The sequence below is a fragment of the Arthrobacter sp. 260 genome (assembly GCF_013116745.1).
Taxonomy (GTDB): domain Bacteria; phylum Actinomycetota; class Actinomycetes; order Actinomycetales; family Micrococcaceae; genus Arthrobacter_D.
In genome coordinates this window covers 348,531-374,244 of sequence record NZ_JABFOE010000002.1, presented here as the reverse complement: position 1 = coordinate 374,244, position 25,714 = coordinate 348,531, and the positions used below count along the sequence as shown (strand labels likewise).

Sequence of the window (25,714 nt, the reverse complement as noted above, 5' to 3'; positions counted from 1 at the left end):
AACCCGGAATGATCATCGCCATCTCACCCGCCGGCGAAACCTACCTCACCAGACCCGACCCACCACCCACACTGAAGGAAGACCCACCACCCTTCTAAGCAGCATCATTCCTCTAAGCGCGGCGCGGGCTCAACCTTTGCTGAGTTTTGCAACCCATCAATAATGCGGCCAGCAATCGGACACTGGGTGGATAGCTGCCTGGCATACCGCGGACTTAGCTGGCTGGCTGATTGATACTCGCCTCACCGGCTGCCTGACCCAATGCCCTCGTTGCCCGCTGGAAAGGTAGGGCCGGTGATCGCTCCTCGCTTCGCTGGCTGGCTGGATAGCTGCCTGGGATACCGCGGGTCTGCCTGGCTGGCTGGCTAGTTGATACTCGCCCCACCGGCTGCCCGGCCCAAAGCCCTCGTGGCTCTCGCTGGAAAGGAGGACCCGCTGATTACCCCTCCCTTCGCTGGCTGGCTAGCCGAGCACACCCCGCCGGTCTAGCAGATCACCACCTGACTCCCTGGCTAGCTCGCCTACCCCGCTGCCGGACTCACCCCAGACACACTGGCTGCCTCGCTGGCCGAGCACACCCCGCCGGTCTAGCAGATCACCACCCGACCCGCTGCCTAACTGCGTACAGCTAGTCAGCGGTGCTCGGTTCCCGGCCAATGGCGGCGGCAAAGACCGGCAGGCTTCGTTCGAGCATCCCCTCATTTGCTGTCAACGAGATCCTGAAGAAACCCGGGGTCTCGAACAGCGCGCCGGGCATCACGAAGACGCCCCGGTCGGCCAGGGCCGCGACGAACGCCTCGTCGTCGGGATCAGGCGATCCCACGAAAAGATAGAACGTCCCTTCCGGACGACTGACCCAATAACCCATCGCCTGCAACGCGTCGACCATCCGATCCCGCTTGCCTTGAAGCGAGGCCACATCGATCGAGAACTGCTCAAGTCTCGGCAGGGCATGCTGCAACACCGCATTGGGGTAGATCCACCCCATTGCCAACTGCAGCGCTGCGAGCGCACCCACCAGCCCCTCCCGCTCCGGCAGCGTCGGAGGCAGCGCAAGGTACCCGATCCGCTCCCCGGGCGACAGATGGGTCTTCCCATAGGAGTACGCCAACAGGGTGTGAGGGTAGAACTCGACCGGACTGTGGAAGCTGGCGCCCTCGTACACAATCCGGTTGTACGGTTCATCCGAGATCACATAGATGCGGCGCCCGATCCTCGCCGAGGCCTCCTCCAGAATCGTTGCGAGGCCCTGCAGGACAACCGGAGGATAGATTCGACCGGTCGGGTTGTTCGGCGAATTAACGATCACCGCGCGGGTGCGGTCGGTGATGGCAGCCGCGATCTGGTCCAGATCGAGGTCAAAGGTCTCCAGGTTGATTGTGACCTTCACCGGCACCAGGCCCGCCTCCACCACGATCGGCTCGTAACAGAACCAGGGCGGGAGACTGTAGATCACCTCATCCCCAGGATCTGCCACCGCCTTGAGCGCGAGCGCAATCGCAGCGAATCCGCCAGTGGTCAGGTGAATATCCTCGGGCCGGAAAGGTATCCCCAGAAGACGCTCAAGGGACGACGCCGCAGCCTCCTGGGCCTCAGGCGTGTTCTGTTTGTAGGCAAACCACTGATCGTTACGCGGAAGGGTAGCCTCCTGGAGGGCCTCGACATAGGCGTCCTGCGGCATTTCGTGCGGGTTGCCGAACGTCAGGTCGCAAATACCCGGTTCATTTTGCCGTTCGGCGTACTGCGACGACGTGAAGAACCTATTCAGCAGCCGGTACGGCAGGACCCCCTCGACGGCGGCGGCTCGATCTGAGACAGGCGACTGCGATCCAGGCGAGCGCGCCACCGACGACTTCATTGGACCGTGGCTGTCAGGAGCAGGTACTCCCATTCAACGTCGCCGTTGTTCTGCGCATACTTTCGGGCAAGTTCCGCGAGCGCCTGATCCAGGGCGGACACGCGTGCGGCGTCGTCCCCGATATTGCGGTACACGGCGATCGTGGGGCCATACCGCGTCTTGAAGTAGTCACGAAACCCTTCAGCGTTGCTGAAATGGTCCACCCTCAGAGTGGCCTTCCGCTCCTCAATGTTGGTGACGCGATCCCCCAGCAGCTTCCTGACGTGCTCCGGGTTTCCCCATAGAGGCGGCGGTTGGGCGCCGGGAGCTGGTGGCGGCGCATACTCCTTCATCGCAGCGAACATCTGCCCAATGAACCCTTCGGGGGTCCAGTTGAGCAAGGCGATGGTTCCCCCGGAACGGCAGACACGCACCAACTCGTCAGCACTTGCCTGATGATGCGGGGCAAACATCACACCGACGCACGAAAGCACGACGTCGAAGCTGTTGTCTGCGAACGGCAGCGCTTCGGCGTCGGCCTCCAGCCATTCGATGTCGGCACCCCGCTCCTCGGCAAGGCGGCGGCCCGCAGCGAGCAGCTCGGGGGTCAGGTCGCTGGCGACCACGCTGGCACCGGCGAGCGCAGCGGGGATGGCTGCGTTGCCGGTTCCGGCGGCGACGTCGAGCACCCTGTCCCCGGGTTGCACCCGGGCGGCTTCGACGAGCACGGTGCCAAGTTCAGGGATGATGTCAGCGGCCAGCGCAGGGTAATCCCCCAGGGCCCACATGGCCCGATGTCTGGCCTTCAGCGCCTGGTCTTGCTCAGACGCGGTCGAACTGGTCTTGTCGGTTTCACTTCGATTTTTTGGGTCGCTCATGATGGCTCCTCGACTGGCGGATTGCAGCGCGCTGAATCAGTGGAGGCTGTGATGCCACAGATTATGGCCCTGGTCACCGCGGCTGTAAAGGGCTGTCTAGACCGCGCGACCCCGCCGTCGAGCGGTGAGATTGCGCGGGCCGAGATCGTCTCGGCCCACCGGATCTCACCGCCCGGCGAGATGAAAGGGTTACCCGCGGTGAGCTGGCTCGGCCCGGCGCTGACGCTCAGTGGACCCCGAGGAGGACCCCGTCGCGCCCGACGGCGAACCCGCCCGGTGCACCGGTCCGGCCGCCCGGCCGAGGCGCGACGGCCACCAGATGCGATGCCCAATGTCATAGGCAAGCGCGGGCACCAGCAGCGACCGGACAATCAGCGTGTCGAGCAGGACGCCGAAGGCCACAATGAACGCGATCTGGGCCAGGAACAGGATCGGGATGACACCGAGGGCCGCGAACGTCGCCGCCAGGACCACGCCCGCCGAGGTAATCACGCCACCGGTCACACCCAGACCCCGCAGGATCCCCGGCCGGGTACCGATCCGCAGGGACTCCTCCCGCACCCGGGTCATCAGGAAGATGTTGTAGTCCACCCCAAGCGCCACAAGGAAGACGAACCCGAACAGCGGCACTGATGCATCAGCGCCCTCGAACCCGAGCAGGTTATTGAAGACCAGTGCCGATACGCCCAGCGCCGTGGCGTAGGAGAGCACCACACTGAAGATCAGCAGCACTGGAGCGACCACCGAGCGCAGCAGCAGCATGAGGATCAGCAGGATGACCACCAGCACAATCGGAATGATCTTCACGAGGTCTGCTTGCGCGGTGTCATTGGTGTCGATGGCAATGGCTGTTACCCCACCCACCAGAGCTTCAGGGCTGGCGTCGTCGAGCGCGGTCCGCAGTTCGCGCACCACATCCTCAGCCTGCTCGGAGTCCGCCTGCGCCTCAAGGGTTCCGGTGATCAGGACGTTGCCGTCGCGGACGACGACGTCGCTGCCGGGCTCGGGTGATTCGACAGTCAGTGCCGCGTCGGTGATGCCGGCCTGGTTCTGGACCACCTCCAGGACTGCATCCTGGTCCTGTTCCGGGGCGATGACCGAGACCGGGCTACCGGATCCGGCGTCGAAGTGTCGTGCCAACGCATCCTGGCCGTCCACGGCATTGGATTCCGTGAGGATCAGGGCCGATTGCGGCACTCCGTTGGCCTGCAGCTGGAACAGTCCGAGTGAGCCGGCGGCGAGCACCAGGAAGGAAGTAATCCAGACGGTGCGCGCCCGGCGGGAAATGAGGGTCGCAACCCTCTTCCAGATGCCGCGGAGACCTTCCAGGCCTGTCGCCTCGACTCCATCGGGCTGAACATGATGCGTACCGGCCTTGGGCCGCAATGGCCAGAAGGCTGCGCGACCGAACAGCAACAGGAACGCCGGTAGCAAGGTCAGGGCAGCCGCGAGGGAGAACACGATGCCAATCGCCGCGATCGGGCCTAGGCTGCGGTTGGAGTTGAGGTCGGAGAACAGCAGGCACAGGAGCGCAATGATGACTGTCGCAGCAGACGCCAGGATGGGTTCGAACGAACCGCGGTAGGCCACCCGCATCGCATCCCACTTGGACTCGAACTCGCTCAGCCCCTCCCGGTACCGTGCAACAAGCAGCAGTGCGTAGTCGGTGGCTGCGCCAATCACCAGGATCGACAGGATGCCCTGGCTCTGGCCGCTCAGCTGGATCCATCCCCAGCTTGCCAGCGCGTAGACCAGCAGAATCGAGGTGGCGAGCGCGAACACGGAAGTCAGTAGCACCAGGAAGGGCAGGATCACCGACCGGTAGACCGCCAGCAGGATGACGAACACGGCGGCGAGGGCCACCCCGAGCAGCAGCCCGTCGATCCCTCCAAATGCACTGACCAGGTCAGTCGCGAAACCGGCCGGACCGGTGACATAACCGGTGGTGCCGTCCGGGATCTCGGCGGTCAGCACCGCCCGCAGTTCCTCGACGACGTCCCCCAGTTCGGCGTCGTCGGCGACGAAGGCGATGTACTGGGTGGCGAACGTGTCCTCGGACGGGACCGGGCCGATGACAGCCGGGGCACCTTCCTCGGGTGGCTCCAGGCCCTCGACCGCAGCCAGAGATGTCGCCAGCTCTTCGTAGACACCCAGCTCGGTCGGTGGAATCTCGGTCTCGGACTCCACCACGATCACCGCCGGCAGCGCATCCGATTCGGTGAACTGCTCCTGCAGCTCGCCCGCCTCGGTGGACTCGGCGCTTGCTGGCAGGAAGGAAGCCTGGTCATTGCTGGAGACCTCCTCCAGCTTGCCGAACGTTGGGCCACCAAACGCCGCTCCCATCAACCAGATCAGGACGACGACGGCGGGGAGCAGGACCCGTAACCACTTGCTGTGCATGATGAACGCCTCTCAAAGTACTTATCTCTAAAAGAGACTATATCCATCATGGAGATAGTTGGGTATACGGACTAGAGTTGATTTTGCTGCAACTGTTGGACCGATGAGGTGAAAGTAACCATGGCAGAGAATCCCCAGCCCGAATTGATGGCTCTACTCCAGCAGTTCACCGTGGAAACGGACCGCTACGTGGATGCTGTCAGCGCGCGCGACTCGCTGTACCGGACCGACCTCAACGCCCTCGGGGTCATGATGGGTGCCGCACGGGCGGGAATGACCGTCACCCCCGGCATGCTGCGTTCCGAACTCCACCTCAGCTCCCCCGCAACGACGGCCCTGGTGGACCGCCTCGACAATGCCGGCCACGTCAAACGTTCACGCAGCGATATCGACCGGCGCCAGGTACACCTCGAAATGACCGAGAAGGCGATGCTCACCGGTGGGCAACTCTTTGCCCCGTTGGCGCGGCATATCGGCGGTGCGCTGAAGAATTTCTCCGAGGAGGAGCAGCGTCTCCTGGCCGACATGATGCGCCAGATCACCGCTGCCACCATCGCCGCACGGGACGACGTCGTCCACCCTCCAGCCGAGTAGGCGCAGTTGCTACGCTCAGTGGATGGAGCACACACCGGGCGGACATGAGCACTTCGATGCAGTAGTGGTGGGCGGCGGACACAACGGGCTGGTCGCCGCTACCTATCTGGCAAAAGCGGGCCGGTCGGTCGTGATCTTGGAACGCCAGGACCACGTCGGCGGTGCTGCCGTCTCGGCGGAACCCTTCCCCGGCACCGGCGCGCGAATCTCCCGCTATTCCTATCTGGTCAGCCTGTTCCCGCAACAGATCATCGACGATCTGGGTCTGGACCTGAAACTGGTGCGCCGACGCTATTCCTCCTACACCCCGCTACCCGGGGGCGAGACGGGGCTGCTGATCGACAACGAGGACGACCAGGCCACCCGGGAGAGCTTCCACCGGGTGGGTGCTGGCGACGACGCAGCCAGGTTCACCACCTTTTACACCCGCACCGCGGTTCTGGCGGAAAAGCTCTGGCCCACCGTCACCGCGCCACTCCTGCGGCGCTCCGAGGCCCGGGAGCTGGTGGGCGACGACGGAATCTGGAAGGACTTCATCGAGCAGCCCCTCGGCCAGGTGATCGAGCAGACAGTTGACAGCGATCTGGCCCGCGGAGTACTCCTCACTGACGGACTGATCAGCACCTTTGCCCGGGCCCACGACGAGGACCTGCAGCAGAACAAGTGCTTCCTCTATCACGTGGTCGGTGGCGGGACCGGGGACTGGGACGTTCCCGTCGGCGGGATGGGCGCCGTCAGCGGTGCACTGGAACGTGCGGCGCTCGCCGCGGGGGTGGTGATCCGCACCGGGGCTGAGGTGACCGCCGTCGCGCCGAACGGCGTCGTCCACTACCGGGAATCGGGCGGTCAGGGACCGGTACTGACCGTTACGGGCGGGCATGTGCTGGCCAACGTCACACCCGCGGTGCTGGGCCGGCTGATGGGCGGGCCCGGCGCAGAAGGCTTCGCTTCCACCGCTGTAGCGGCTGAGGGCGCCCAGGTGAAGGTCAACCTCCTGCTGTCCCGGTTGCCGCGGCTTAAGGACCCGACGGTGCAACCGGAGCAGGCATTCGGGGGAACCTTCCACATCAACGAGCTGTACTCACAGCTCGATACCGCCTACACCGAAGCAGAGGGGGGCCGGATCCCCTCCCCCCTGCCGATCGAGATCTACTGCCACTCGCTGGCGGATCCCTCGATCCTGTCGGACTCGCTCCGCGCGGCGGGCGCCCAGACCCTGACCGTCTTTTCGCTGCAGACCCCGCACCGGCTGACGCAGGGTGCGGACCATGATGCCCTGCGCGCCGAGCTGCAGGCCGCCGTGTTGGCGTCGCTGAACAGTGTGCTGGCCGAACCGATCGAGGACTGCGTCCTGCGCGACGGCGACGGCCGTCCCTGCATCGAGACGAAGACGACCCGTGACCTGGAGGAGACCCTCGGGCTCACCGGTGGCAACATCTTCCATGGCCCGCTGTCCTGGCCCTTCGCCGAGGACGATGCCCCGTTGAACACCCCTGCCGAACGGTGGGGTGTTGCGACCGACCACCCGCGCGTGCTGCTCTGCGGGGCAGGATCGCAGCGCGGCGGCGGGGTCAGCGGGTTGGGCGGCCACAGCGCGGCCATGGCCCTCCTGGAGGATCAGTAGGGCCACCGGCCGCAGCCTGCCAAACAATGGGACCGCTAACAGCCGGCGCTAGGGGCCGGTGATCGTGGAGTTCGACCCCTCATCGTCGATCTCCGGGGTGCCGGTCTCGTAGGTGACGGTATTGTCGGGGCCTTCCACGTCGATTTCCTCGACTGAGGTGAGCGTGGCGGTGTTCGCGGTTCCTTCCAGGGACAGGTCGCGGACGTCGGTGGCGGTGACCGAGTTGTTGTTGCCCTGCACATCGATCTCGCGGGTGTTCTCGGCGGTCACCGTATTGCCCGATCCATCGATCTCGATCTCTTCGCACTCGCCGCGCACCGTCAAGGTGACATCATCGGCGCGAACATCGACGTCGCCGCCGCCGTCGCACTGCACGGTGTGGGAGGATCCGCTTTCGGTGATCCGGTGATCCATCCCGGCGCTGAGGGTGACGGGAGTTCCTTCGGCACCGGCGGCCGCCGTCGGGCTCGCTTCGGTGGAGGGGGAAACCTCGGAGGTCGACGCGGCGCTTGGGGAAGCGGGCGCGGTAGCCGCCGATTCGGTGGTGCTCTCCGCCGCGCTGTCGGCGGTGGGAACGATCTCGTTGGCGTTGTCCCCGGTCGAGCAGCCGGTGAGGAGCAGCGCCACGGCTGCGAGTCCAACGGTGAGGCGCGGGCTGAAACGATGGGTCATGCTGATAGCTCCTGGAAAGTTGGCGACCTTTGAGGGGCCGACGGTGGTTGATACAGGTCTTCAGTGTGCACTCAGGTTACTGAAGGCACACTGAAGACGATCAAATATTGCTTCGGCAGGATGAAACGGGATGAGCGCATGCGGGTGCTGGTAGTCGAGGATGAGGCGGGACTGGCCAACGGCCTGCGCAGAGGACTCGAGGGCGAGGGGTTCGCCGTGGACACCGCAGCGACCGGTGTGGACGGGCTGTGGTTTGCAAGGGAGCACCAGTACGCGGTGATCCTGCTCGATGTGATGCTGCCGGAACTCAACGGGCTGGAGGTCTGCAGGACCCTCCGCGCCGAGGAAAACTGGACCCCGATTCTCATGTTGACAGCCCGGGACGGCATCAGCGACCAGGTGGACGGCCTCGACACCGGCGCCGATGACTATCTGACCAAGCCATTCTCCTTCGCCGTACTGCTGGCCAGGATGCGAGCCCTCATCCGGCGCGGCACCAGCGAACGCCCAGCGGTCCTGTCCGCCGGTGATCTCCGGGTAGACCCGGCCGCGCGACGGGTCTGGCGCGGGGACACGCAGATCGAAGTCACCGCCCGCGAGTTCGCCGTCCTCGAATTCCTGGCGAGGCACGCAGGCCAGACCGTTTCGAAGCGGGACATCCTGGCCAGCGTGTGGGACTACGACTTCGAGGGTGATCCCAACATCGTCGAGGTGTATATCGGTCATCTCCGCAATAAACTTGATCGGCCCTTCGGCCGGACGTCCCTGGAAACGCTGCGCGGAGCGGGCTACCGGCTGGCTGAAAACGGTGGCTAGGCGCCTGCCCGCCTGGTGGGGTCAACGATCCCTCCGGGCGCGGTTCACCGTTGCTGCTTCGCTCATCGTGGGGCTGTCCCTCACGGTGTGTGCGCTGGTGTTCTTCGCCCTCCTCAGGGGTGCACTGTTCGCCGAGGTACAGGCGTCGCTCGACGGCGATGGAGACGATCTGGAGGCCCGCGTGACCTCACTGCCAGCCATTACCGAGGTGGACGACGACAGGTTCTTCCAGGTCATCTCCCCCTCCGGTGCCGTCCTCGCCGCCAGCGACAGCGCCCCGGACGGTGTCCTGCGGATCCCGGAAACGGAGGACGGGGTGGTCCTGCAACTACCGGACGACGACGATGACTACCTGGTGATGTCCGAGCAGGCCGACGGAGGCCAGCTCATCGTGGTGGGCCGCACCATCGAGGACATCAAGGACACGCTCTCCGCCGTCGCCACGACGCTGGCCGGCATGGTGCCGTTGCTGACTGTGCTCGTCGCGGGATCGACCTGGTTGGTGGTGGGACGGTCGCTGATCCCGGTGGATCGGATGCGCCGGGAAGTCGACGAGGTCACGGCCCGGAACCTGCACCGCCGCGTCATCGATCCCGGTGGGTCGGACGAACTCAGCCAGCTGGCCCGCACCATGAACAATATGCTGGACCGCCTCGAATCCTCCCAGCAGTCGCAGCGCCGGTTCATCTCCGATGCCTCCCATGAGCTGAAGTCGCCCCTCGCATCCCTGCACCAGTACGCCGAGGTAGCCAGAACCCATCCCGACCGCATTAGCGCCGCCGATCTTGCGGGCGCGATCGAGGATGAGGGTGGGCGCCTGGAACGGTTGGTCGCGGGCATGCTGGTGCTCGCCCGGGCCGACGAACAATCGCTGGGGCTCGCCGGGGTCGAAGTGGACCTGGACGATCTGCTCCTGGATGAGGTCCGGCGGCTGCGCCAGTCCACCCACCTGACCATCAATGCCTCGGACCTGGGTGCCGCCCGGGTTGTCGGCGACCCCATTCTGCTGACCCAGCTGGTCCGAAACCTGGTCGACAATGCGGCCCAGCACGCCAGCACCCGCGTAGCCCTCCGTCTGGCGGTTGTCGGGGGGAAGGCTGTGCTCGCGGTCGAGGACGACGGGCCGGGGATTCCTGAGGCCGACCGGGAACGGGTTTTCGACCGGTTCGCCCGCCTCGACGAGGCGCGGGCGCGCAACTCGGGAGGAAGCGGCCTGGGTCTGGCCATCGTGCGGGAAATCGTCGGAGCCCACTGCGGCACGGTGCTGATCACCGGTAGCGAACTGGGTGGGACCCGCATCGAAGTGAGCCTTCCCGCCGCCGGCTGACGGATGAGAGGTTGATGAGAAAAACGCCGGGAGTGCCCGGTAAACGGGGCTACAGCCGGTCCCGACAGTACAGTGGAACTCAAGCAATGATTTGATCTACAGGAGCGTCCGCACCGGTGTGGAGCATCGGTGCGGACGCTCACAATTCTTGAGGCGAGCTTGAAAGACACAACACACGAGGGGCGCCGCGCCCTCGTCATCAGCACCAGCCGGGACAGGGGCGCGCTCGCAGCAGTTCGGTCACTGCGTCAGTCCGGCTGGCTCGTGGGTGTTGGCACGCCCGACGGCGGGGGCATGCTGTGCGCATCGGTCGCCGTTTCCGCCCGGCACGTAGTACCCCGGCCGCGGCAGGACGGCACCGCGTTCATCGAGGGCGTACGCCGCGCGGTGGCTGTCGGATCCTACGACGTCGTCTTCGGCGGCGGCGATGACTGGATGGCAGCACTTGCCACCTACCGCGACGAAATCCCTACCCGGGTGGCCCACCCGCCGGCCGACGTCGTGAACGCGGCGTTGAACAAGGTGGAGCTGTCCGACCGCGCAAACCGCACCGGTCTTGCCGCGCCCAGAACCGTTCCGGCGACCGCGCAGGCCATCGCGGAGTGGGACGGGCCGGTGGTAGTCAAATGCCTGACCCATTGGTCACACGGCCAGACCCGCCCTCACCGGATCGAAGCGAAGCTCTTTCCTGACGCCGTATCCGCCGGCCCGCAGATCGAACGGATCCTCAAATCCGGGGCCGAACCGATCCTCCAGCAACCCATCAAGGGTCATCTCGGTGCACTGATCGGTGTTTTCCATGACGGCCACCTCGACGGGCGGGTGCAGCAGGTGACCTCACGCCTCTGGCCGACTCCCAACGGCGTATCCACCCGGGCCGAGACGGTACCCGTGGACGAGGATCTAGCGGCCCGGGCGGAGGCCCTGCTCCGGGACCTCGGCTGGTGGGGGCTGGTGGAGTTGCAGTTCCTGATCGACGACGACGGCGCCCATCACCTGATCGACCTCAATGGCCGGTTCTTCGGATCCATGGCCCTGACCAATTCGGCCCGGCCCGGACTGACCGACCTGTGGGGACGGCTGGTACTGGGCGAGAAAGTCGACAACCTGCCCGACGCGGCAGCAGGCATGCGCTACGCCTGGACAGCCGGCGACCTGCGGCGAGCCAGCGTCGAACGCCGCGGCGGGAGGATCACCGACGTCGTTGACACGCTGCGGTGGGCCAGCCAGGGCGTCCACAGTGTGTGGAACCTCCGCGACCCAGGACCTACCCTGCACCTCGCCTCAGCCCGGCTCCGCCGGGTGGATCGTAAGCCCAAGCCGGCCCCCGCCACCACCTGAGCCGTGGCCGCTAGTCCCGCCGGCCCTTCCGCACCACTGACTTGACCATGTCCAGGGCGAGAAGCCGTTCCGGAGCACGCAGCACTATCAGACCCAGCAGGTAGACACCGCACACCACCAATGCTGCCACCCCGCCGGTGATGATCGCGGGCTGGCCCTCAATCAGCGCCAGCGCTCCCACCCCGGCCGCGCCCGCCACGGCGGCGAGGAGCAGGGCCCGCGCCAACAGGGCCACCGCGGCCCGGAGGTCGAGACCCTGGTGCCGGCGTCGGAGAAGCCAGCTGTTCGCGAGGGCAGCAAATACCAGCGACGCGGTGGTCGCCAGTGCGATGCCCGCAATCCCCATCAGCGGGGCGAGCAGGATGTCGCCGACCACGTTGATGACCATCGCAATCACCGCCACCACCACCGGGGCCCGCGCATCTCCAATCGCGTAGGAGGTGCTGACCACCACCTGCCGGCAGCCCAGCGCCAGCAGCGCCGGCGCGTACCAGGCGAGGGCTGTCGCCGTCGCGGTGATGTCATCACCGGTAAAGGCGCCGCGGCCGAAGGCCACCTCCGCGAGTGGCTGGGCAGCGATGATCATCACCACGCACAAAGGTGTCAGGACGCTGACCGCCACCGCCAGCCCCCTGCCCACCAGCCGACGTATCTCAACAATGTTCTTCGAGGAGGCGCTCAGCGCCGGGTAGAGGGGGACCAGCAGGGAAGCGATGATGAGGGTTTCGGGGAGATTGACCAGCCGCCACCCGTAGGACAGGGCGGTGATGGCACCCTCCTCGAGGGTAGATCCGACGGCACGGTCCACGAGCGTGTTGATGTTGCCGATGGCACTGCCCACCAGCATGGGCGGCATCAGACGTGCCATTTCGCGGAACCCGGGGTCGCGCAGTTTCAGCCGCGGGCGCACCCGGGTGCCCAGCGAGAACAGCGGTGGCAACTGCAGCAGCAGGCGTGCTCCCGAGCCGACCACAAATCCGACGGCGAGCGCGGCGATCCCGTAGGTGGGACCGAACAGGCCTGCAGCACCGATCATGATGATGTTGAACGGCACGCCCTGCAGCGCGGACCAGGCCACCCGTCCGTGCGATTGCGACAGTGCGGCCAGCAGGTCGGTGCCGGCGATCAGCACGGTGGCGATCAGCACGATCCGGGTGAGCGATTCGGCGAGCTCAGCCTGGGCGCCGTCGAACCCGGGGGCGATCACCGCGGTGACCGGTCCGGCGAAGATGCTCATCACCACGCCGCCCACCCCGAGGACGATCATGGTGACGGTGATCGCGGTGTCGAAGCCCGGGTGCCCCCGGCAGCCATCCACCTCCTCGGCGGCCTCACGGGAGGTGACGGGGATCGCGGCCCGGGCCATCGCGTAGGCGATCAGGCCCAGGACAATATTCATCAACCCCTGCGCCACCAGGTAGGCGTCAAGGGCGGCGCCAGCACCGAAAACGGCGGCGATAACGACGTCGCGGACGAAGCCGAAGAGGGTGGACACAGCCGTCAGACCCGTCACCAGCAGGGCTGCCCTGCGAATACCTGGCCTAGTCACCCTATGACGATACATTTCGTGACCGGGATCGCCCGCACCGGACGGCAGCGTACCGCCGTAGAATTGTCTGGTGACTTTTTCCGTCTGGCTGGCTCTGCTGGGAGCCCAGGCCCTCATCAGCTTCAGCCCCGGTGCGGGAGCCGTCAACACCATGAGCAACTCGCTCACGGTGGGATTCCGCCGATCCATGTGGGGAATTCTGGGCCAGCAGGTTGCCCTCCTGGTGCACATCGCGGTGGTGGCCGCAGGCGTGGGACTGCTCGTCGCGAGTTCACCGGTCGCCTTCAACGTCATCCGGTTCGGTGGCGCCGCCTACCTGGTCTACCTGGGGATACGGAAACTGCTCCAGCGTCCCGACCTTGAGGAACAGGCGGCGGTCCGCCAGGCCGAGGGTGCCTTCTCCCTGTTCCGGCGCGGCCTGTGGGTGAACCTGCTCAACCCGAAGGCGATCGTGTTCTTCCTCGCGTTCATCCCCCAGTTCATCAAGCCCAGCGAACCGCTGCTGGGCCAGTACGGTGTCCTCGCGGGAACGGTGGTGGCCATCGATGTGCTCGTCATGTGGTTCTTCTATGCAGCTGCCGCGAAGTCGTTCAGGCGGTTCACCCAGAATCCGCGGGGTCAGATAGTTCTGAACCGCGTCTTTGGCCTACTGTTTGTAGCCGTGGGCATCCTGCTCGCCGTCGCCTGACGCCACCTCGAAGGATCCGCCGCCCATGGCACCCAAAGCCGGGACCGCCGTCGTACCGTTGATCATCGCCGTCGATGGTCGGTCGGGGGCTGGCAAGACCACCCTTGCGGTCGAGCTGGCCGCCCTGCTCCGCGAGCACCACACCGTGAGCCTGTTCCATCTTGAGGATATCTACCCGGGCTGGGACGGTTTGGAAGCCGGCATGGACCGGTACGTTGCGGGGGTGCTTGCCCCGCTGACGGCGGGTCGTACCGCCCGGTGGAGGGCCTGGGACTGGACCGCCGACGACGACGGGCCGGAGCACAGCACCGAGCCGGCGGACGTCGTCATCGTTGAAGGGGTGGGCGCGGCGTGCCGGGCGGCGCTGGAATTCCTTGATGTGAGCATTTGGGTGGAGGCTCCAGCGGAGGTTCGGCGCACCAGTGCGCTCAACCGCGACGGTGACACGTTCGCTCCGTTCTGGGAGCGCTGGGCACGGCAGGAGCAGGCCTGGCTTGACCGTGACCAGCCGCAGCTGACCGCCGACCTGGTGGTGGACGGCCACCGGGATCCGGCTGCGCCGCAGCGGGTCCGGCTCGCCCTCACGGGGTTGCCGCAGTGTGGGTCGCTGCTCGCCGTCGAACGGGCACAGCGTCGCGCGGTGACGCTACAGGTGGAGCGCCTGCCGGGCCGGCCCGATGGTGGCGACCTCTTCTCCGCGCTCTACGGCGGTTCAGCGTGCGCGGTCTGGCTGGACAGTTCCGACTCGACGGCGGGCGGCGGCGGGCGGAGCCGGTTCAGTATCCTGGCCGACGACGGCGGGCAGTTCGGTCAGCTGGCCCGGCATACCGCGGGCACCACCGAGGTGGTTTCCGGCCCGGTGACGGCCCGCATTCCCGGCCCGTTCTTCCGCTGGCTGGACGGGACCTGGGGCCGACGCTCAGTGCCCACCCCCGCCGACTACCAGTGTGGCTTCACCCTCGGCTGGCTCGGCTACCTCGGCTACGAGCTCAAACGCGAGACCGGCGGCAGCTCGGCCCCCGCCGGTTCCCTTCCGGATGCGGCGCTCCTGTTCGCCGGGCGGGCCGTCGTCATCGACCATGAGCAGGAGGCCACCTACCTGCTCACCCTGGCTGGCCCCGGCAGCGATGAGGAAGCCAGGGGCTGGGCCAGTACAGCGCGCCGGGCAGTCGTGCAAGCCTCCAGGCCGGTGGCGGCCCCGATCTCCAGCGGAGTGGAGCCTGGTCAGCTCTCCCCCGTGTTCAGTGCCCGGGACACCCGGGATAGCTACCTGGACAAGGTGCGGCGCGCGCAGGAGGAGATCCGGGACGGCAACACCTACGAGGTGTGCCTGACCACCGCGTTGCACGCCCACACCGCGGCACCGGTGGACCCGTTGGCCATCTACCTGTCCCTGCGGACATCCAGCCCGGCTCCCTTTGCCCACTACCTGCAGTTTCCGGGTTTCGCTGTGGCCAGCACCTCGCCGGAACGGTTCCTCCGCCTGAGCGCCACCGGCGCCCTGCGTGCCGAACCGATCAAGGGCACCCGCCGTCGTTCCCCTGACCCCTCGACCGACCACCTGCTCCGCGAGGACCTCCGGACGTCCCTGAAGGACCGTGCCGAGAACGTCATGATCGTTGATCTGCTGCGTAACGACCTATCCCATGCGGCGGTGCCCGGCAGTGTGAGCGTGAGCCGGCTGTGCGAGATCGAAACCTACGCCACCGTCCATCAGATGGTGAGCACCATTGACGCCCAATTGCGTCCCGGGGTGTCACGCGCTGAGGCCGTCGCGGTGGCGTTCCCTGCCGGATCGATGACCGGAGCACCTAAGATCAGCACCATGGCTATCCTCGACCAGCTGGAGAATGCACCGCGCGGTGTGTATTCGGGCGCCGTTGGGTACTTCTCGCTGAACGGGGCGGCGGACCTCGCCGTCGTCATCCGCACCCTGGTGCTGGAGGACGACGACGGCGGTACCCGGCTGAGTCTGGGCGTCGGCGGGGCGATTACCGCTGATTCTGATCCCGCCGATGAGTGGGAGGAAGTCCGCACGAAGGCCTTCGGGGTGTTGTCAGGTCTCGGCTCCGACTTCCCGGACAGCTGACGAATCATGACACATCACGCGCCCGAGCTGTCGGTGGAGCTGGTCACCCGGTTGATCGCCAGCCAGTTTCCCCGCTGGGCCGGGCTCACCGTGACCGAGGTGCTGCCGGGCGGGAACGACAACCGGACGTTCAGGCTCGGCGAGGAGTTTCTGGTCCGGCTGCCAAGCGCAGCGAGTTACGCCCCCCAGGTGATGAAGGAACACCGCTGGCTCCCGGTACTGGCCGCCGAGCTTCCGTTGCCAATCCCCCAACCCGTGGCGCAGGGTGCCGCCGACGATCACTACCCGTGGCCCTGGTCGGTCTACCGGTGGCTCGACGGTACCGCAGCGAGCGACACCGGCAAAGTGGATCTGGCCGACTGCGCCGCCTCGCTGGGGGACTTCCTCCGGGCGTTGCACCGGATCGAAACGGGCGGTGCTCCCCCGCCGGGCGAACACAACTTTCACCGCGGCGGACCGTTGGCCACCTACGACGCGGAGACCCGGGCAGCGATCGCTGAACTGGGGCAGGTGCTGCCCGGGGATGCCGCAGTCGGGGTCTGGGAAGCCGCCCTCGGTGCGCCGTGGACCGGGCACCCCGTCTGGGTGCACGGTGATGTGGCGGCAGGAAATCTCCTGGTGGACGGGGACGGCCGGTTGGCCGCGGTCATCGACTTTGGCTGCTGCGCCGTCGGTGATCCGGCCTGTGACCTGACGGTCGCCTGGACCCTCCTGGATCAGTCCGGCCGAGGCATGTTCCGCGACCGGGTGGGCCTCGACGACGGGACCTGGACGCGTGCCCGGGGATGGGCGCTGTGGAAGGCACTCATCACCCTGGTTGAGTGCATCGGCACGGGCTCCGACGAGGAGTCGGCCACCCACCGGGTGATCAGCGAGGTACTGAAGGACCACCAGGAGGCGGCGCAAGCCGCTGTTGAATCATCCTGAGCCGGGCCGGTGTTGCTGCCACCTCGATCCGACCCGATGGGGTGCCCAGAGCAAGGACCTCCTCCTTGCCATTCAGACGGTTGAAAGCTTCCCATTTGCCTGGTTTCCTCAATGGGCCGCCGACCTCACCCACGATCTGGATGGAGACAGGTTCTTTTGACGGGCGAATGGCGAAGGTCCGCCAATGGCGGTGAAACGCCAACGTGCCGGGGCCGATGAGGACCTCGCCGGTTCTCCAGCGAGTGGTTATCCCGTCGTCACCGGAGAGCGCGCGCATTGATACTTCGATCCTTCCGGCAGCGGACTGGCGCCGCTCTTTCCTTCGAAGCAGATGACTAGCCAGTGGCAGCCCCACTGCCAGCCCGATAGCTGCTCCAGCTGCACCGCCAAGAGCCGCCGAGAGATCCCGTTCGAAGAAATACCGCACGCCAAAGATCAGCATCAAAGCGGCAGCCATAAACCCGATGACGGTGCCATATTTCGCAACCCTGCTGAAGACTTTAGTCATCAGGCTATCTAACCGTAGAAAGCGCCTTAGCTGACCGACGAAGACTCACGAAAGGTCTGCTATATTCATTCCACAATCACATACTGCCATTCTTCCGTTGGGGGACGGTGGCCACTAAAAATGGGAGAAATGGCATGAAGAAATCCACACACTTTGCCCTGCTGTGCGTAGCCGCACTCGCGCTTGCTGGTTGCGGCGCTGAATCGGGTGGCACATCTGACGCCACGCCGTCGGCTGAGGCTACCTCGGCTGCACCCTCGGTAGAACCGACCGAAGAGCCGTCCCCGACAGAATCCGCAACGGCCGGTCCCGAGTACACGAACGAGGATCTGACGGCCCTCGTGTCCTCGCTGACCGATGCAAAAGGACAACCCCTCACCGTACTGCCGGCTGAACAACTCGACCAGGGCATCATTCTGGCGCGCACCATCTTCGAGCGAGCAACGATCAGTCCTGAGGAATGCAACGTGTTTGCATCGGAGAACCTGCAAGCCCCCGAAGGTAGTACCTATGCAGCGGGCTTGAGCCAGGCAGCAGAAGAAATGACCCAGACCACCGTCACGGTTATCGCGGTCGAGGACCCTGCGGTCATGGCGGAGCAGATCACGCAATCCCAGGATTCGATCGACCAGTGCACCAGCTTCGAAGTGGAGTTTGAGGGCGAGGTCATCACGTCCGAGCTGCAGCCCCTTGAGGTAGCCACCGACGCGGAAACCTCCATGGGCGCTCTCGCTGTCCAAACCGTCAGCTCAGGGGAGACGCAGTCGTCCATGACGGTGTCGGCTGTGCAGGGGAATCTCGCAGTTACCGCTGTCAAGATGGGCAAGGAGATCCTGCCTGAAGCGCAGGCGGAACTGGAGCAGCTGGTCAATGATGCTCTTGCTGCGGCCGAATAGGGCATAAACAACCTGGCGGGTGGCGGCAGCTAATACCGAAAAGCCCGCTCGGAGTATTACTGCCCGCACTGGTCGGCATTGTTTCTGTTCCAGTGTGCTTTTATCTCAACGTTTCCAATAAAGACATAGGAAGAACCCAGCACAAAACCGTTCTTTTCCCCGGGCTAATTCGCTCGTGGCTGGTGTTCGGTGCTGGGTTCTTCCTGGTCTTCGTGCAATCAAGCTAACTTCTTCGTACAGCCAAACTATTTCTGTGCAGGCTAGCGGCGGACCTTCCGGCGTCCACTCATGCCCTCGGCCACACCGATCAGCAGCACCGAGGCGATGACCGCAACGACGAAGCCAAACACATTCAGCTCAAAGATCTGCCCGGTGCCTACGAGGCTGGCGATCACTCCGCCGATCACCGAACCGGCGAGGCCCAGCAACAGGGTCGCGAGCAGGCCAAGGTTCTGCTTGCCTGGCTTGATGAGCCGTGCCAGCGCGCCGATGATGAGTCCAGCGACGATAAATCCGATCACGATAACAATCCGTTCTGTGGGGTTTCTCCCGTGACGACGGGATCAGGTGTCATTTGGTAACACTACTGATGAAATTCTATCGGGAGCAGACTGCCCGGTGAAACCGGCCAGTGCGCCGCCGTCGCCGCCGGCAGGGACGCAACTAAGCTGATCCCATGACTGTTCTCGTATTCCTGGATCCCGCCTACAACGACGGCCGCGTGGCCGACGCATCAGTGCCGCAGATTATGGCCACCGACTTGGGCGCCACGCGCGGGGACGGTATTTTCGAGTCGCTCCTCGCCCTCAACGGTGAGGCCAGAAAGGTGCAGGCCCATCTCGACCGTCTCGCGTCGTCGGCGCGGTCACTGGACCTCGAACTGCCCCCACAGGAGGCATGGCGTCGGGCGATTGCCACAGCTCTCGACGAGTACACGGCAGGCGCCGACGTCCTACCCGAGACCGAGTTGGCAGTGAAGCTGGTGGTGACCCGCGGGGTCGAGGGAGCCACCACGCCCACCGCCTGGGTACAGGTATCGCCGGTCCCCGAGAAGACCCGGCGGCAGCGCAGGGACGGGCTGGCAGTGCTCCTCCTGGACCGGGGGTATGACAGCACCGTGGCGCAACGGGCACCGTGGCTGCTCATGGGCGCGAAGACCCTTTCCTATGCGGTCAACATGGCCGCGGTCCGGTACGCGCACGCCCATGACGCCGATGACGTCATCTTCACCTCCTCCGACGGCAAGGTGCTGGAAGGTCCCACCTCGACTGTGCTGCTGGCCCGGGTCCGGGACGGCGTCAAGACCCTGCTCACCCCCCAGCTGGAGAGCGGGATCCTCCCCGGGACGTCGCAGAGCGCTCTCTTCGTGGTGGCGAAGGCTGCCGGGTGGGAACTCGGCTACGGACCACTGGTCCCCGCCGATCTGTACGACGCCGACGGCGTCTGGCTGATCTCCAGCATCCGGCTCCTTGCCCCGGTCAATTCGCTCGACGGACAGCAGCTTCCCACTCCCGGCGACCTCACAGCGGAGCTGTCGGAACTGGTGGCGAAAATTTCCTGACGCCGGTTGTCGATTTCTGCCAAGGTAAACCGTCATGGACATAAGCGGCGCATCAGGGCGCCGTCGAAGGACACGATAGGAGTTTTCAGATGAGCACTGAATACGTCATCCTGCTACACGACAACGAGCGCGCCTGGCAGGAAGCGACACCCGAGCAACGCGCCGCAACTTACGCGCGGCATAACGAATTCTCCCGGCGCTGCGGCGAGGACGGTCACAAGATTACCGGAGGCGCGGAATTGCAGCCGTCCGCGACCGCCAAGATTGTGAGGTTCGGCTCCGTCGGCATCACCGACGGACCCTACACCGAGACGGCAGAGCAGCTGGGAGGTTTCTACCTGGTGGAATCCGACAACCTCGAGTCCCTCGCGCAACTGGTCAGTGAACTGCTGGCCGACACCACCGGGCCCGCTGAAATCAGGGCCACCGTCCCACCGAGCGAGGGCAGCTAGATGAAGATTGCAGTCTTTCTCTACCAGGACGAGTCGATCTGGGCCAACGCCACCGAAGCCGAACAGGAACAGTGGATGGGCGAACACGACGCCTTTTCGGAGGCCGCCCGCCAGCGGGGGAAAATCATCGCCGGGGAAGCGCTGGCCACTGTGTCGACAGCGACCACGGTGCGGCGACACGGGGATCAGGTGAGCCTGACCGATGGGCCGTTCGCGGAAACCGCTGAACAGTTGGGCGGCTTCTACGTGCTGGATGTGCCGGATCTCGACGTCGCGGTGGACCTGGTGAAGCTGCTCCCCGAGTACACGGTGGAGCTGCGTCCCATCACCGAGTACTGATCCATCCCCGAGTAGCAGGAAGCACGCCGATGCCGGGTCCGTCCGGGGACGCACACGTTGTCCTTGAACGGGCCTGGCAGGACCACTGGGCCAGACTCCTCGCACTGCTGGTCGGCCGGTTCCGTCGGCTTGACCTTGCCGAGGACGCGCTGGCCGAAGCGTTCGCCGCGGCGGTTCGTACCTGGCCGCACGACGGAATCCCCGACTCCCCTGCGGCCTGGCTCCTCACGGCCGCCCGGCGACGTGCGCTGGATCAGGTGCGCGCCGAGGCCATCGCCCGACGGCGGGAACCGCTCATGGTGGTCGACGCCGAAGCACGGGCCCACGCCGCTCAGGCAATCGACGTCGGCGGCCACGTGCCCGACGAGCGGTTGCGGATGCTCTTCACCTGCTGCCACCCTGCGCTCTCGGCTGATGCGCGGGCAGCCCTGGCACTGAGGTTCGTCAACGGTCTCAGCGTCACCGAGATTGCCCGCCTGTTCCTGGTCCAGGAGTCGACCATGGCTGCCCGGCTTACCCGGGCCAAGAAGAAGGTGGCGGCCGCGGGCATTCCGTTCACCCTCCCGGCAGCAGACCGGCTGGCGGATCGGCTGGATGTGGTGGCAGCAGTCATCTACCTCGTCTTCACCGCCGGGTACGCTCCGGCCACCGGTGACGACCCGGTGCGCACCTCGTCCGCTGCCGAGGCGATCCGGTTGGCGCAGGTCCTCGATGGGCTGCTCCCCAACCAACCGGTGGTCCTCGCCCTGCTCGGCCTGATGACACTCCAGCATTCCCGCCGGGACGCCCGAGTGGCGGACGATGGCGGGCTGGTGCTGTTGCCTGAGCAGGATCGGAGCCGATGGCACGCCTCCGAGATAAGATCCGGGCTGGACCTGCTGGGCAGGGTTCCCCCGGACACGTCGGGGCTGGCGTTGGAGTACCTGCTCCAGGGCAGGATCGCCGCCGAGCATGCGAGCGCGGCCCGCGCAGCTGACACCCGGTGGCATCGGATCGCAACGCTGTACGCCGAGTTGGAGGCGCTGACCGGTTCACCGGTGGTGCGGCTCGCGCGCGCCGTCGCCGTGTTGGAGGACGACGGGCCCGAGGCCGCCCTTGCGTTGCTGGCCGGGCTGGAGGACCGGCTCCCCCACCACCATCGTCTTCCCGCAGTGCGCGCGGAACTCCTGGCACGCGCGGGTCGGGCACCGGAGGCGGTCGCCTCGTTCCACGCCGCGATTGAACTGTGTAGCAATGCTGCGGAACGGGACCACCTTCGGCGCCGGGCCGCCGAGGTCGGCGGACAGACCGGCCTGGGACCGGAGCCATCCGGCTAACTGGCGTCGAGGAGGAAGTTCCAGGTTCCGGCCAACACCGCTGCGGTGACCGCTGTCCCGGCGATCAGCACGCCGACCAGGCAAACCCAGAGATCCAGCCGGGTGAAAGTGCTCTCCCTCGCCCAGGTGCGGTCCCCTGCCCCGAAACCGCGCGCCTCCATGGCAACCGCCAGCCGGGAGGCCCGGCGGATCGCCTGAACGATCAGCCCGAACCCCTGCCCAAGGAAATTCCGCAGCCGGGCTACCGGATTGCCCTCGAAGCCGACACCGCGGGCATGCCGGGCCAGACCGAGCGTCCGCCACTCGTCCACCAGCAGGCCCACCAGTCGCAGCCCCGCGAGGGCACCCAGCACAAACCGGTGCGGCATCTTCAGTTTCTGGGCCAGCGCGTCGGCGAGGTCCGTCGGGTCGGTGGTCGTCAACAGGAAAATGCCGGGAAGGGCAATGGCCAACCCACGCAACCCAATGGCGATTCCCGAGTTCACCGAGTCCTGGGTGAAGAGCACCGGCCCGAATTCCAGGAGCACCGCTCCCGTCTTCTCCGCGAGCAGGGCCGTGCCGTAACCGGCGACCACTGCCGCCAGGACTAGCGGCCAGGTTCGTTTGAGCAGCTGCCAGGCACTGATCCCCAACAGTGGGAGGAGCAACAGTTCGCTGCCCAGTACGACGGCGGCGCTCACCCAGTCGATGCTGAGCATCACCACCACAGTGACCAGCACCGCAGCGAACAGTTTGGACAGCGGGTTGGCCCGCGGCAGGATCCGTCCGGTGAGCTGCGGCGTCAGGACGTCAACGCTCACGGCGCCACCTCCGGTACAGCCTGGCTGTCGGCGACGCGCAGCAGCCGGCTTCCCAGCGCCTCGGTGAATTCCTGGTCGTGGGTGACGGCCACCAGGCTGCCACCACCCTGGATCAGTTCGGCCATCAGCGCCACCAGTTCGGCCCAGGTGTTGGCGTCCTGTCCGAAGGTGGGCTCATCCAGCACCAGGATGTCGGGGTTGGTCGCCAGCATGGTCGCCACCGACAGGCGCCGCTTTTCGCCGCCGGAAAGGGTGAACGGGTTGGCCTGTAGCAGCGACGTGAGCCTGAGCCGTTCAGCGATCGAATCGACCCGCCGTCGGACCGTTACCTCGTCGCTGTTCTCCAGTCGACGCGGACCGAATTCAAGTTCGTCGATCACCCGGTGGGTGAGGAACTGGTGTTCGGGTTCCTGGAACACGGTTCCGATCCGGGTCACCAGCTGGGCCGACTTCCAGCCGTGAGGGCTGGTGCCCGCGCCACGGGCGAGCGCCGGCGCGGCCGCCAGGGCCCCGCCGCGTGGTGGGAGGAGCCCGGCCAGGGTCAGCGCGAGCGTTGATTTGCCTCCCCCGTTGGGTCCGACGATGCCCAGGGACGACCCGGCCTGCAGGTCGACGTCGACCTCATCGAGCACGACTGGACCGCGTTTGGTCCTCGCCACCGAAAGCCCACGGGCAGCCAAGAGCGGGTTCCCGGGGGATGGCAGCAGCCCGGGCACAGCTGGCTGGTGGCCGGGAATCCATACCCCGGCCTCCGCCAGCCGCGCGCGGGTCCCGCTATCCGTCAGCACGGTCTCTGGCGGGCCGTCGGCGAGAACACCGCCGTCGGCGGCCAGTACCACCACCCGGTCCACCACGTCAGCCCAGACCGCCACCCGGTGTTCCACCACCACGAAGGTCGCGCCGGTTCGGTCCAGGACGCGGACGACGGCGTCGCGCACCTCCAGAACCCCCTCGGGGTCGAGGTTCGCCGTCGGTTCATCCAGCAGCAGCAACCCGGGCTGCATGGCCAGCACCGCGGCGAGCGCGAGTCGCTGCTTTTGCCCGCCGGAAAGTGCCGTGGTCGACCGGTCCAGGGGGACATCCAGGCCGACGTCGTCAAGTGCCTGCCGTACCCGCTCCCAGATTTCCGCCCGGGGAACGGACTGGTTCTCGGCACCGAACGCCACCTCGTCGCCTACCCGGGCCAGGACGATCTGCGTGTCGGGGTCCTGAAGGACCAGCCCGGCACGTCCCCGGACCCGGCCGGGCGGGCTTCCGTCCAGGGTGAGGGAACCGTGCTCCTCGCCCTGCCCGTCGTCGCCGAGCACACCCGCCAGGCCGTGCAGCAGGGTGGACTTCCCGGAGCCGGAGGCACCGAGCAGCAACACCCGCTCCCCGGGCTGGACCACCAGGTCAATATCCTGGACTGCTGGTCTCTTCCGCCCGGCGTGCCGCCAGCTCCAGCCGCGGGCGGCGATGCTGACAGCTTCCCGCTTCCTCGTGTGCTCGGCCATACCGGTTAGACGTCAGCCGTTCGTCCGGCGGCGAAGGCGGACAGCACGCCGGTCTTCGCCAGCCCCCGGACGGCCAACCATGACACCAGGCCAGCGATCACCACGCCGGAGATGGAAGCGAAGACCACGTACATGAGCTGCCATTCGAAGGCCCAGAGGGCGTTGTAGAGAATGTTCTCGCTGATCGCCAGGGCCAGCCCCGCACCCAGTCCGGCGAGCAACGCCACCCCGAGGTTCCATTTGCGGTAAAGGAAGAGCAGGAAGATCAGTTCTGCGCCGACGCCCTGAATGGCACCGGACAGCAGGGTGGTCAGGCCAAACTGGGTTCCGAGGAGCGCCGAGACGGCTGCCGCCAGCACCTCGCAGTAAATGGCTGCGCCGGGTTTCCTGATGATGAGACCGCCGAGAACCCCGGCGATCAGCCACCCTCCGGTATAGAGACCGGCCAGCGGCGGGAACGCACTGGTGATCGCCGAGATACCCGTGTAACCGGCGGACCAGGCGAAGAACACCACCCCGACGGCGACCGCCACCACCGAGGCGACAACGATATCGACCACCCGCCACTGGTAGTTGGGGCGATAGGTGGGGGTGTTCCGGGTTCGTGCTTGTGATGAAGCCATAATGAATTCCTCCTGAGGTACAGGAGGGGAGGGCACCTGAGGCCCGCAGCAATGCCACTGGCCGGGCACCCTGAGATACTCGACTCCCTTCGCCGGTACTAGCCGGATCAGGTTCGAGGGTCTGCGGTAGTCCGCACTCTCAGCGCCCGCTCATGATCTGAGCGGCGCTCCCCTGTCGTATGTTTAGCAATTTCAACTCTACACCTGAGCGGAACACGTCACCCAACACCGTGTGTCCCGCAGCGGTTGATGCGTCGTTGTCGACGGAGGGAAACGCTAGGCTAGGAAAAAGAGCCACCATCGAAGGAGACACCCATGAATCAGCTTATGAAACTGCTCGGCGTTGCGCTGAGCCTCGGAGCCGGAATTGTCGGCGCCAAGCTAGTGGATTTCATCTGGCACAAGACCACCGGCAAGGCAACACCGAAGGACGAGGACGCCCTCGAGAACAGCCTGCGTTCAGCCATCGCGTTCGCCCTGATTTCCGGTGCCGTCCGGGCGGTGCTGCAGGTCCTCACGAACCGCACCACGCAGAAGGCAGCCCTCCGGTTCGCGAAGACCCGCGACCTGACGTAGGCAGCAGTCCTTACGTCTCGTCGGGGCGCTCGGTCGGATTCCGGCCGGGCGCCCTTTTGCTGGCCGCCTTCTCCACGATCTCGTCGAGCTCATCCATGCTGAGCAGGTCACGCCGCATGTGCTTGGTGCGGTAGCCTGCCCGTCCCACCATGTGCGCCGAGACGGGGACGGTCAGGAGCATGAAGATCCAGCACACCAGCAGTACGGGCAGCAGCACCCAGCTGCGCAGCTGAAGTGCCATGGCCAGCAGGAACAGCAACAGCCCCAGGACCTGGGGTTTGGTGGCGGCATGCATCCTGGTCAACAGGTCAGGAAACCGGAGCAGCCCGACGCCAGCGGCGACGGACATGAGGGCCCCGCCGATCAGGAACACGGCGGTCAGGGCGTCAATCACTGTCTCGTTCATGT

General features: G+C 66.0%; 25 protein-coding genes and 1 riboswitch. Of the genes, 14 read left to right on the top strand and 11 right to left on the bottom strand.

Annotated features, from left to right (window positions below):
• Positions 1 to 628: 628 nt before the first annotated feature.
• From HMI57_RS04270 to HMI57_RS04260, 3 genes are all read right to left on the bottom strand, one after another.
• Positions 629 to 1,846 carry an aminotransferase class I/II-fold pyridoxal phosphate-dependent enzyme gene (locus HMI57_RS04270; RefSeq protein ID WP_346655130.1) on the bottom strand — a complete coding sequence of 406 codons (1,218 nt, stop codon included), beginning with the start codon at positions 1,844 to 1,846 and terminating at the stop codon, positions 629 to 631.
• Between the two features lie 8 nt (positions 1,847 to 1,854).
• Positions 1,855 to 2,715 (bottom strand): methyltransferase domain-containing protein, encoded by an 861-nt coding sequence (locus HMI57_RS04265; RefSeq protein ID WP_171584663.1) that lies wholly within the window; start codon positions 2,713 to 2,715, stop codon positions 1,855 to 1,857.
• A gap of 189 nt (positions 2,716 to 2,904) precedes the next feature.
• The gene (locus HMI57_RS04260) at positions 2,905 to 5,115 is read right to left on the bottom strand and encodes an efflux RND transporter permease subunit (protein ID WP_171584662.1); all 2,211 of its coding nucleotides are present in this window, start codon (positions 5,113 to 5,115) and stop codon (positions 2,905 to 2,907) included.
• A gap of 120 nt (positions 5,116 to 5,235) precedes the next feature.
• Between HMI57_RS04260 and HMI57_RS04255 the strand changes: the two genes are divergently transcribed.
• Together HMI57_RS04255 and HMI57_RS04250 are read left to right on the top strand one after the other, a co-directional pair.
• Positions 5,236 to 5,709: a MarR family transcriptional regulator gene (locus HMI57_RS04255; protein ID WP_171584661.1), complete on the top strand. Its 474-nt coding sequence runs from the start codon at positions 5,236 to 5,238 to the stop codon at positions 5,707 to 5,709.
• Between the two features lie 22 nt (positions 5,710 to 5,731).
• Entirely contained in the window at positions 5,732 to 7,333 is a 1,602-nt protein-coding gene (locus HMI57_RS04250; RefSeq protein ID WP_171584660.1) for an NAD(P)/FAD-dependent oxidoreductase, read from the top strand.
• A gap of 48 nt (positions 7,334 to 7,381) precedes the next feature.
• Here the strand turns inward: HMI57_RS04250 and HMI57_RS04245 are convergent, their stop codons facing one another.
• Positions 7,382 to 8,005, bottom strand: a complete 624-nt coding sequence (locus HMI57_RS04245; protein WP_171584659.1) for a DUF3060 domain-containing protein — start codon at positions 8,003 to 8,005, stop codon at positions 7,382 to 7,384.
• Positions 8,006 to 8,143: 138 nt separating this feature from the next.
• Between HMI57_RS04245 and HMI57_RS04240 the strand changes: the two genes are divergently transcribed.
• From HMI57_RS04240 to HMI57_RS04230, 3 genes are all read left to right on the top strand, one after another.
• Entirely contained in the window at positions 8,144 to 8,821 is a 678-nt protein-coding gene (locus HMI57_RS04240) for a response regulator transcription factor (protein ID WP_171584707.1), read from the top strand.
• Positions 8,814 to 10,148 (top strand): ATP-binding protein, encoded by a 1,335-nt coding sequence (locus tag HMI57_RS19470; RefSeq protein WP_171584658.1) that lies wholly within the window; start codon positions 8,814 to 8,816, stop codon positions 10,146 to 10,148. The genes HMI57_RS04240 and HMI57_RS19470 overlap by 8 nt, the downstream gene beginning before the upstream one ends.
• A 159-nt stretch (positions 10,149 to 10,307) precedes the next feature.
• Entirely contained in the window at positions 10,308 to 11,489 is a 1,182-nt protein-coding gene (locus HMI57_RS04230) for a hypothetical protein (RefSeq protein WP_171584657.1), read from the top strand.
• A gap of 10 nt (positions 11,490 to 11,499) precedes the next feature.
• Here the strand turns inward: HMI57_RS04230 and murJ are convergent, their stop codons facing one another.
• A complete protein-coding gene (gene murJ, locus HMI57_RS04225; protein ID WP_346655129.1) occupies positions 11,500 to 13,038 on the bottom strand; it encodes a murein biosynthesis integral membrane protein MurJ in 1,539 nt (512 codons plus the stop codon).
• Between the two features lie 70 nt (positions 13,039 to 13,108).
• On the opposite strand from murJ, the gene HMI57_RS04220 reads away from it, so the two are divergent.
• From HMI57_RS04220 to HMI57_RS04210, 3 genes are read left to right on the top strand one after another with little or no spacing between them, the layout of a single operon-like run.
• Positions 13,109 to 13,726: a LysE family transporter gene (locus HMI57_RS04220; RefSeq protein ID WP_171584656.1), complete on the top strand. Its 618-nt coding sequence runs from the start codon at positions 13,109 to 13,111 to the stop codon at positions 13,724 to 13,726.
• Between the two features lie 25 nt (positions 13,727 to 13,751).
• Positions 13,752 to 15,815 (top strand): aminodeoxychorismate synthase component I, encoded by a 2,064-nt coding sequence (gene pabB, locus HMI57_RS04215; protein ID WP_171584655.1) that lies wholly within the window; start codon positions 13,752 to 13,754, stop codon positions 15,813 to 15,815.
• Positions 15,816 to 15,821: 6 nt separating this feature from the next.
• Positions 15,822 to 16,742 (top strand): aminoglycoside phosphotransferase family protein, encoded by a 921-nt coding sequence (locus tag HMI57_RS04210; protein WP_171584654.1) that lies wholly within the window; start codon positions 15,822 to 15,824, stop codon positions 16,740 to 16,742.
• Here HMI57_RS04210 and HMI57_RS04205 read toward each other — a convergent pair.
• Positions 16,684 to 17,250: a hypothetical protein gene (locus tag HMI57_RS04205; protein WP_171584653.1), complete on the bottom strand. Its 567-nt coding sequence runs from the start codon at positions 17,248 to 17,250 to the stop codon at positions 16,684 to 16,686. The genes HMI57_RS04210 and HMI57_RS04205 overlap by 59 nt on opposite strands.
• Before the next feature lie 134 nt (positions 17,251 to 17,384).
• On the opposite strand from HMI57_RS04205, the gene HMI57_RS04200 reads away from it, so the two are divergent.
• A complete protein-coding gene (locus tag HMI57_RS04200; RefSeq protein ID WP_171584652.1) occupies positions 17,385 to 18,146 on the top strand; it encodes a hypothetical protein in 762 nt (253 codons plus the stop codon).
• A 260-nt stretch (positions 18,147 to 18,406) separates the two neighbouring features.
• Here the strand turns inward: HMI57_RS04200 and HMI57_RS04195 are convergent, their stop codons facing one another.
• Positions 18,407 to 18,667 carry a hypothetical protein gene (locus HMI57_RS04195; protein ID WP_171584651.1) on the bottom strand — a complete coding sequence of 87 codons (261 nt, stop codon included), beginning with the start codon at positions 18,665 to 18,667 and terminating at the stop codon, positions 18,407 to 18,409.
• Between the two features lie 155 nt (positions 18,668 to 18,822).
• On the opposite strand from HMI57_RS04195, the gene HMI57_RS04190 reads away from it, so the two are divergent.
• The 4 genes from HMI57_RS04190 to HMI57_RS04175 all read left to right on the top strand — a co-directional run bounded on the left by HMI57_RS04190 (position 18,823) and on the right by HMI57_RS04175 (position 21,814).
• Positions 18,823 to 19,707 carry an aminodeoxychorismate lyase gene (locus HMI57_RS04190; protein WP_171584649.1) on the top strand — a complete coding sequence of 295 codons (885 nt, stop codon included), beginning with the start codon at positions 18,823 to 18,825 and terminating at the stop codon, positions 19,705 to 19,707.
• 89 nt (positions 19,708 to 19,796) lie between these two features.
• Complete coding sequence (locus tag HMI57_RS04185; protein ID WP_171584647.1) at positions 19,797 to 20,159, top strand: YciI family protein; 363 nt, start codon at positions 19,797 to 19,799, stop codon at positions 20,157 to 20,159.
• Complete coding sequence (locus HMI57_RS04180) at positions 20,160 to 20,498, top strand: YciI family protein (protein WP_171584645.1); 339 nt, start codon at positions 20,160 to 20,162, stop codon at positions 20,496 to 20,498.
• 29 nt (positions 20,499 to 20,527) lie between these two features.
• Positions 20,528 to 21,814 carry a DUF6596 domain-containing protein gene (locus HMI57_RS04175; RefSeq protein WP_171584644.1) on the top strand — a complete coding sequence of 429 codons (1,287 nt, stop codon included), beginning with the start codon at positions 20,528 to 20,530 and terminating at the stop codon, positions 21,812 to 21,814.
• Here the strand turns inward: HMI57_RS04175 and HMI57_RS04170 are convergent.
• Genes HMI57_RS04170 through HMI57_RS04160 form a run of 3 tightly spaced genes read right to left on the bottom strand, consistent with a single transcriptional unit; the run spans position 21,811 to position 24,730 of the window.
• Positions 21,811 to 22,614: an energy-coupling factor transporter transmembrane protein EcfT gene (locus HMI57_RS04170; RefSeq protein ID WP_171584642.1), complete on the bottom strand. Its 804-nt coding sequence runs from the start codon at positions 22,612 to 22,614 to the stop codon at positions 21,811 to 21,813. The two genes, HMI57_RS04175 and HMI57_RS04170, sit on opposite strands and share 4 nt — an antisense overlap.
• Positions 22,611 to 24,107 (bottom strand): ATP-binding cassette domain-containing protein, encoded by a 1,497-nt coding sequence (locus tag HMI57_RS04165; RefSeq protein WP_171584640.1) that lies wholly within the window; start codon positions 24,105 to 24,107, stop codon positions 22,611 to 22,613. Before HMI57_RS04165 ends, HMI57_RS04170 begins: the two co-directional genes overlap by 4 nt.
• Before the next feature lie 5 nt (positions 24,108 to 24,112).
• On the bottom strand, positions 24,113 to 24,730 hold the full coding sequence (locus HMI57_RS04160) for an ECF transporter S component (RefSeq protein WP_171584638.1): 618 nt from the start codon (positions 24,728 to 24,730) through the stop codon (positions 24,113 to 24,115).
• Between the two features lie 67 nt (positions 24,731 to 24,797).
• Positions 24,798 to 24,914, bottom strand: a riboswitch (TPP riboswitch).
• 131 nt (positions 24,915 to 25,045) lie between these two features.
• On the opposite strand from HMI57_RS04160, the gene HMI57_RS04155 reads away from it, so the two are divergent.
• A complete protein-coding gene (locus HMI57_RS04155) occupies positions 25,046 to 25,306 on the top strand; it encodes a DUF4235 domain-containing protein (protein ID WP_171584637.1) in 261 nt (86 codons plus the stop codon).
• Positions 25,307 to 25,316: 10 nt separating this feature from the next.
• On the opposite strand, the gene mnhG is transcribed toward HMI57_RS04155, so the two are convergent.
• On the bottom strand, positions 25,317 to 25,712 hold the full coding sequence (mnhG, locus tag HMI57_RS04150) for a monovalent cation/H(+) antiporter subunit G (RefSeq protein WP_171584635.1): 396 nt from the start codon (positions 25,710 to 25,712) through the stop codon (positions 25,317 to 25,319).
• Between the last annotated feature and the right edge of the window lie 2 nt (positions 25,713 to 25,714).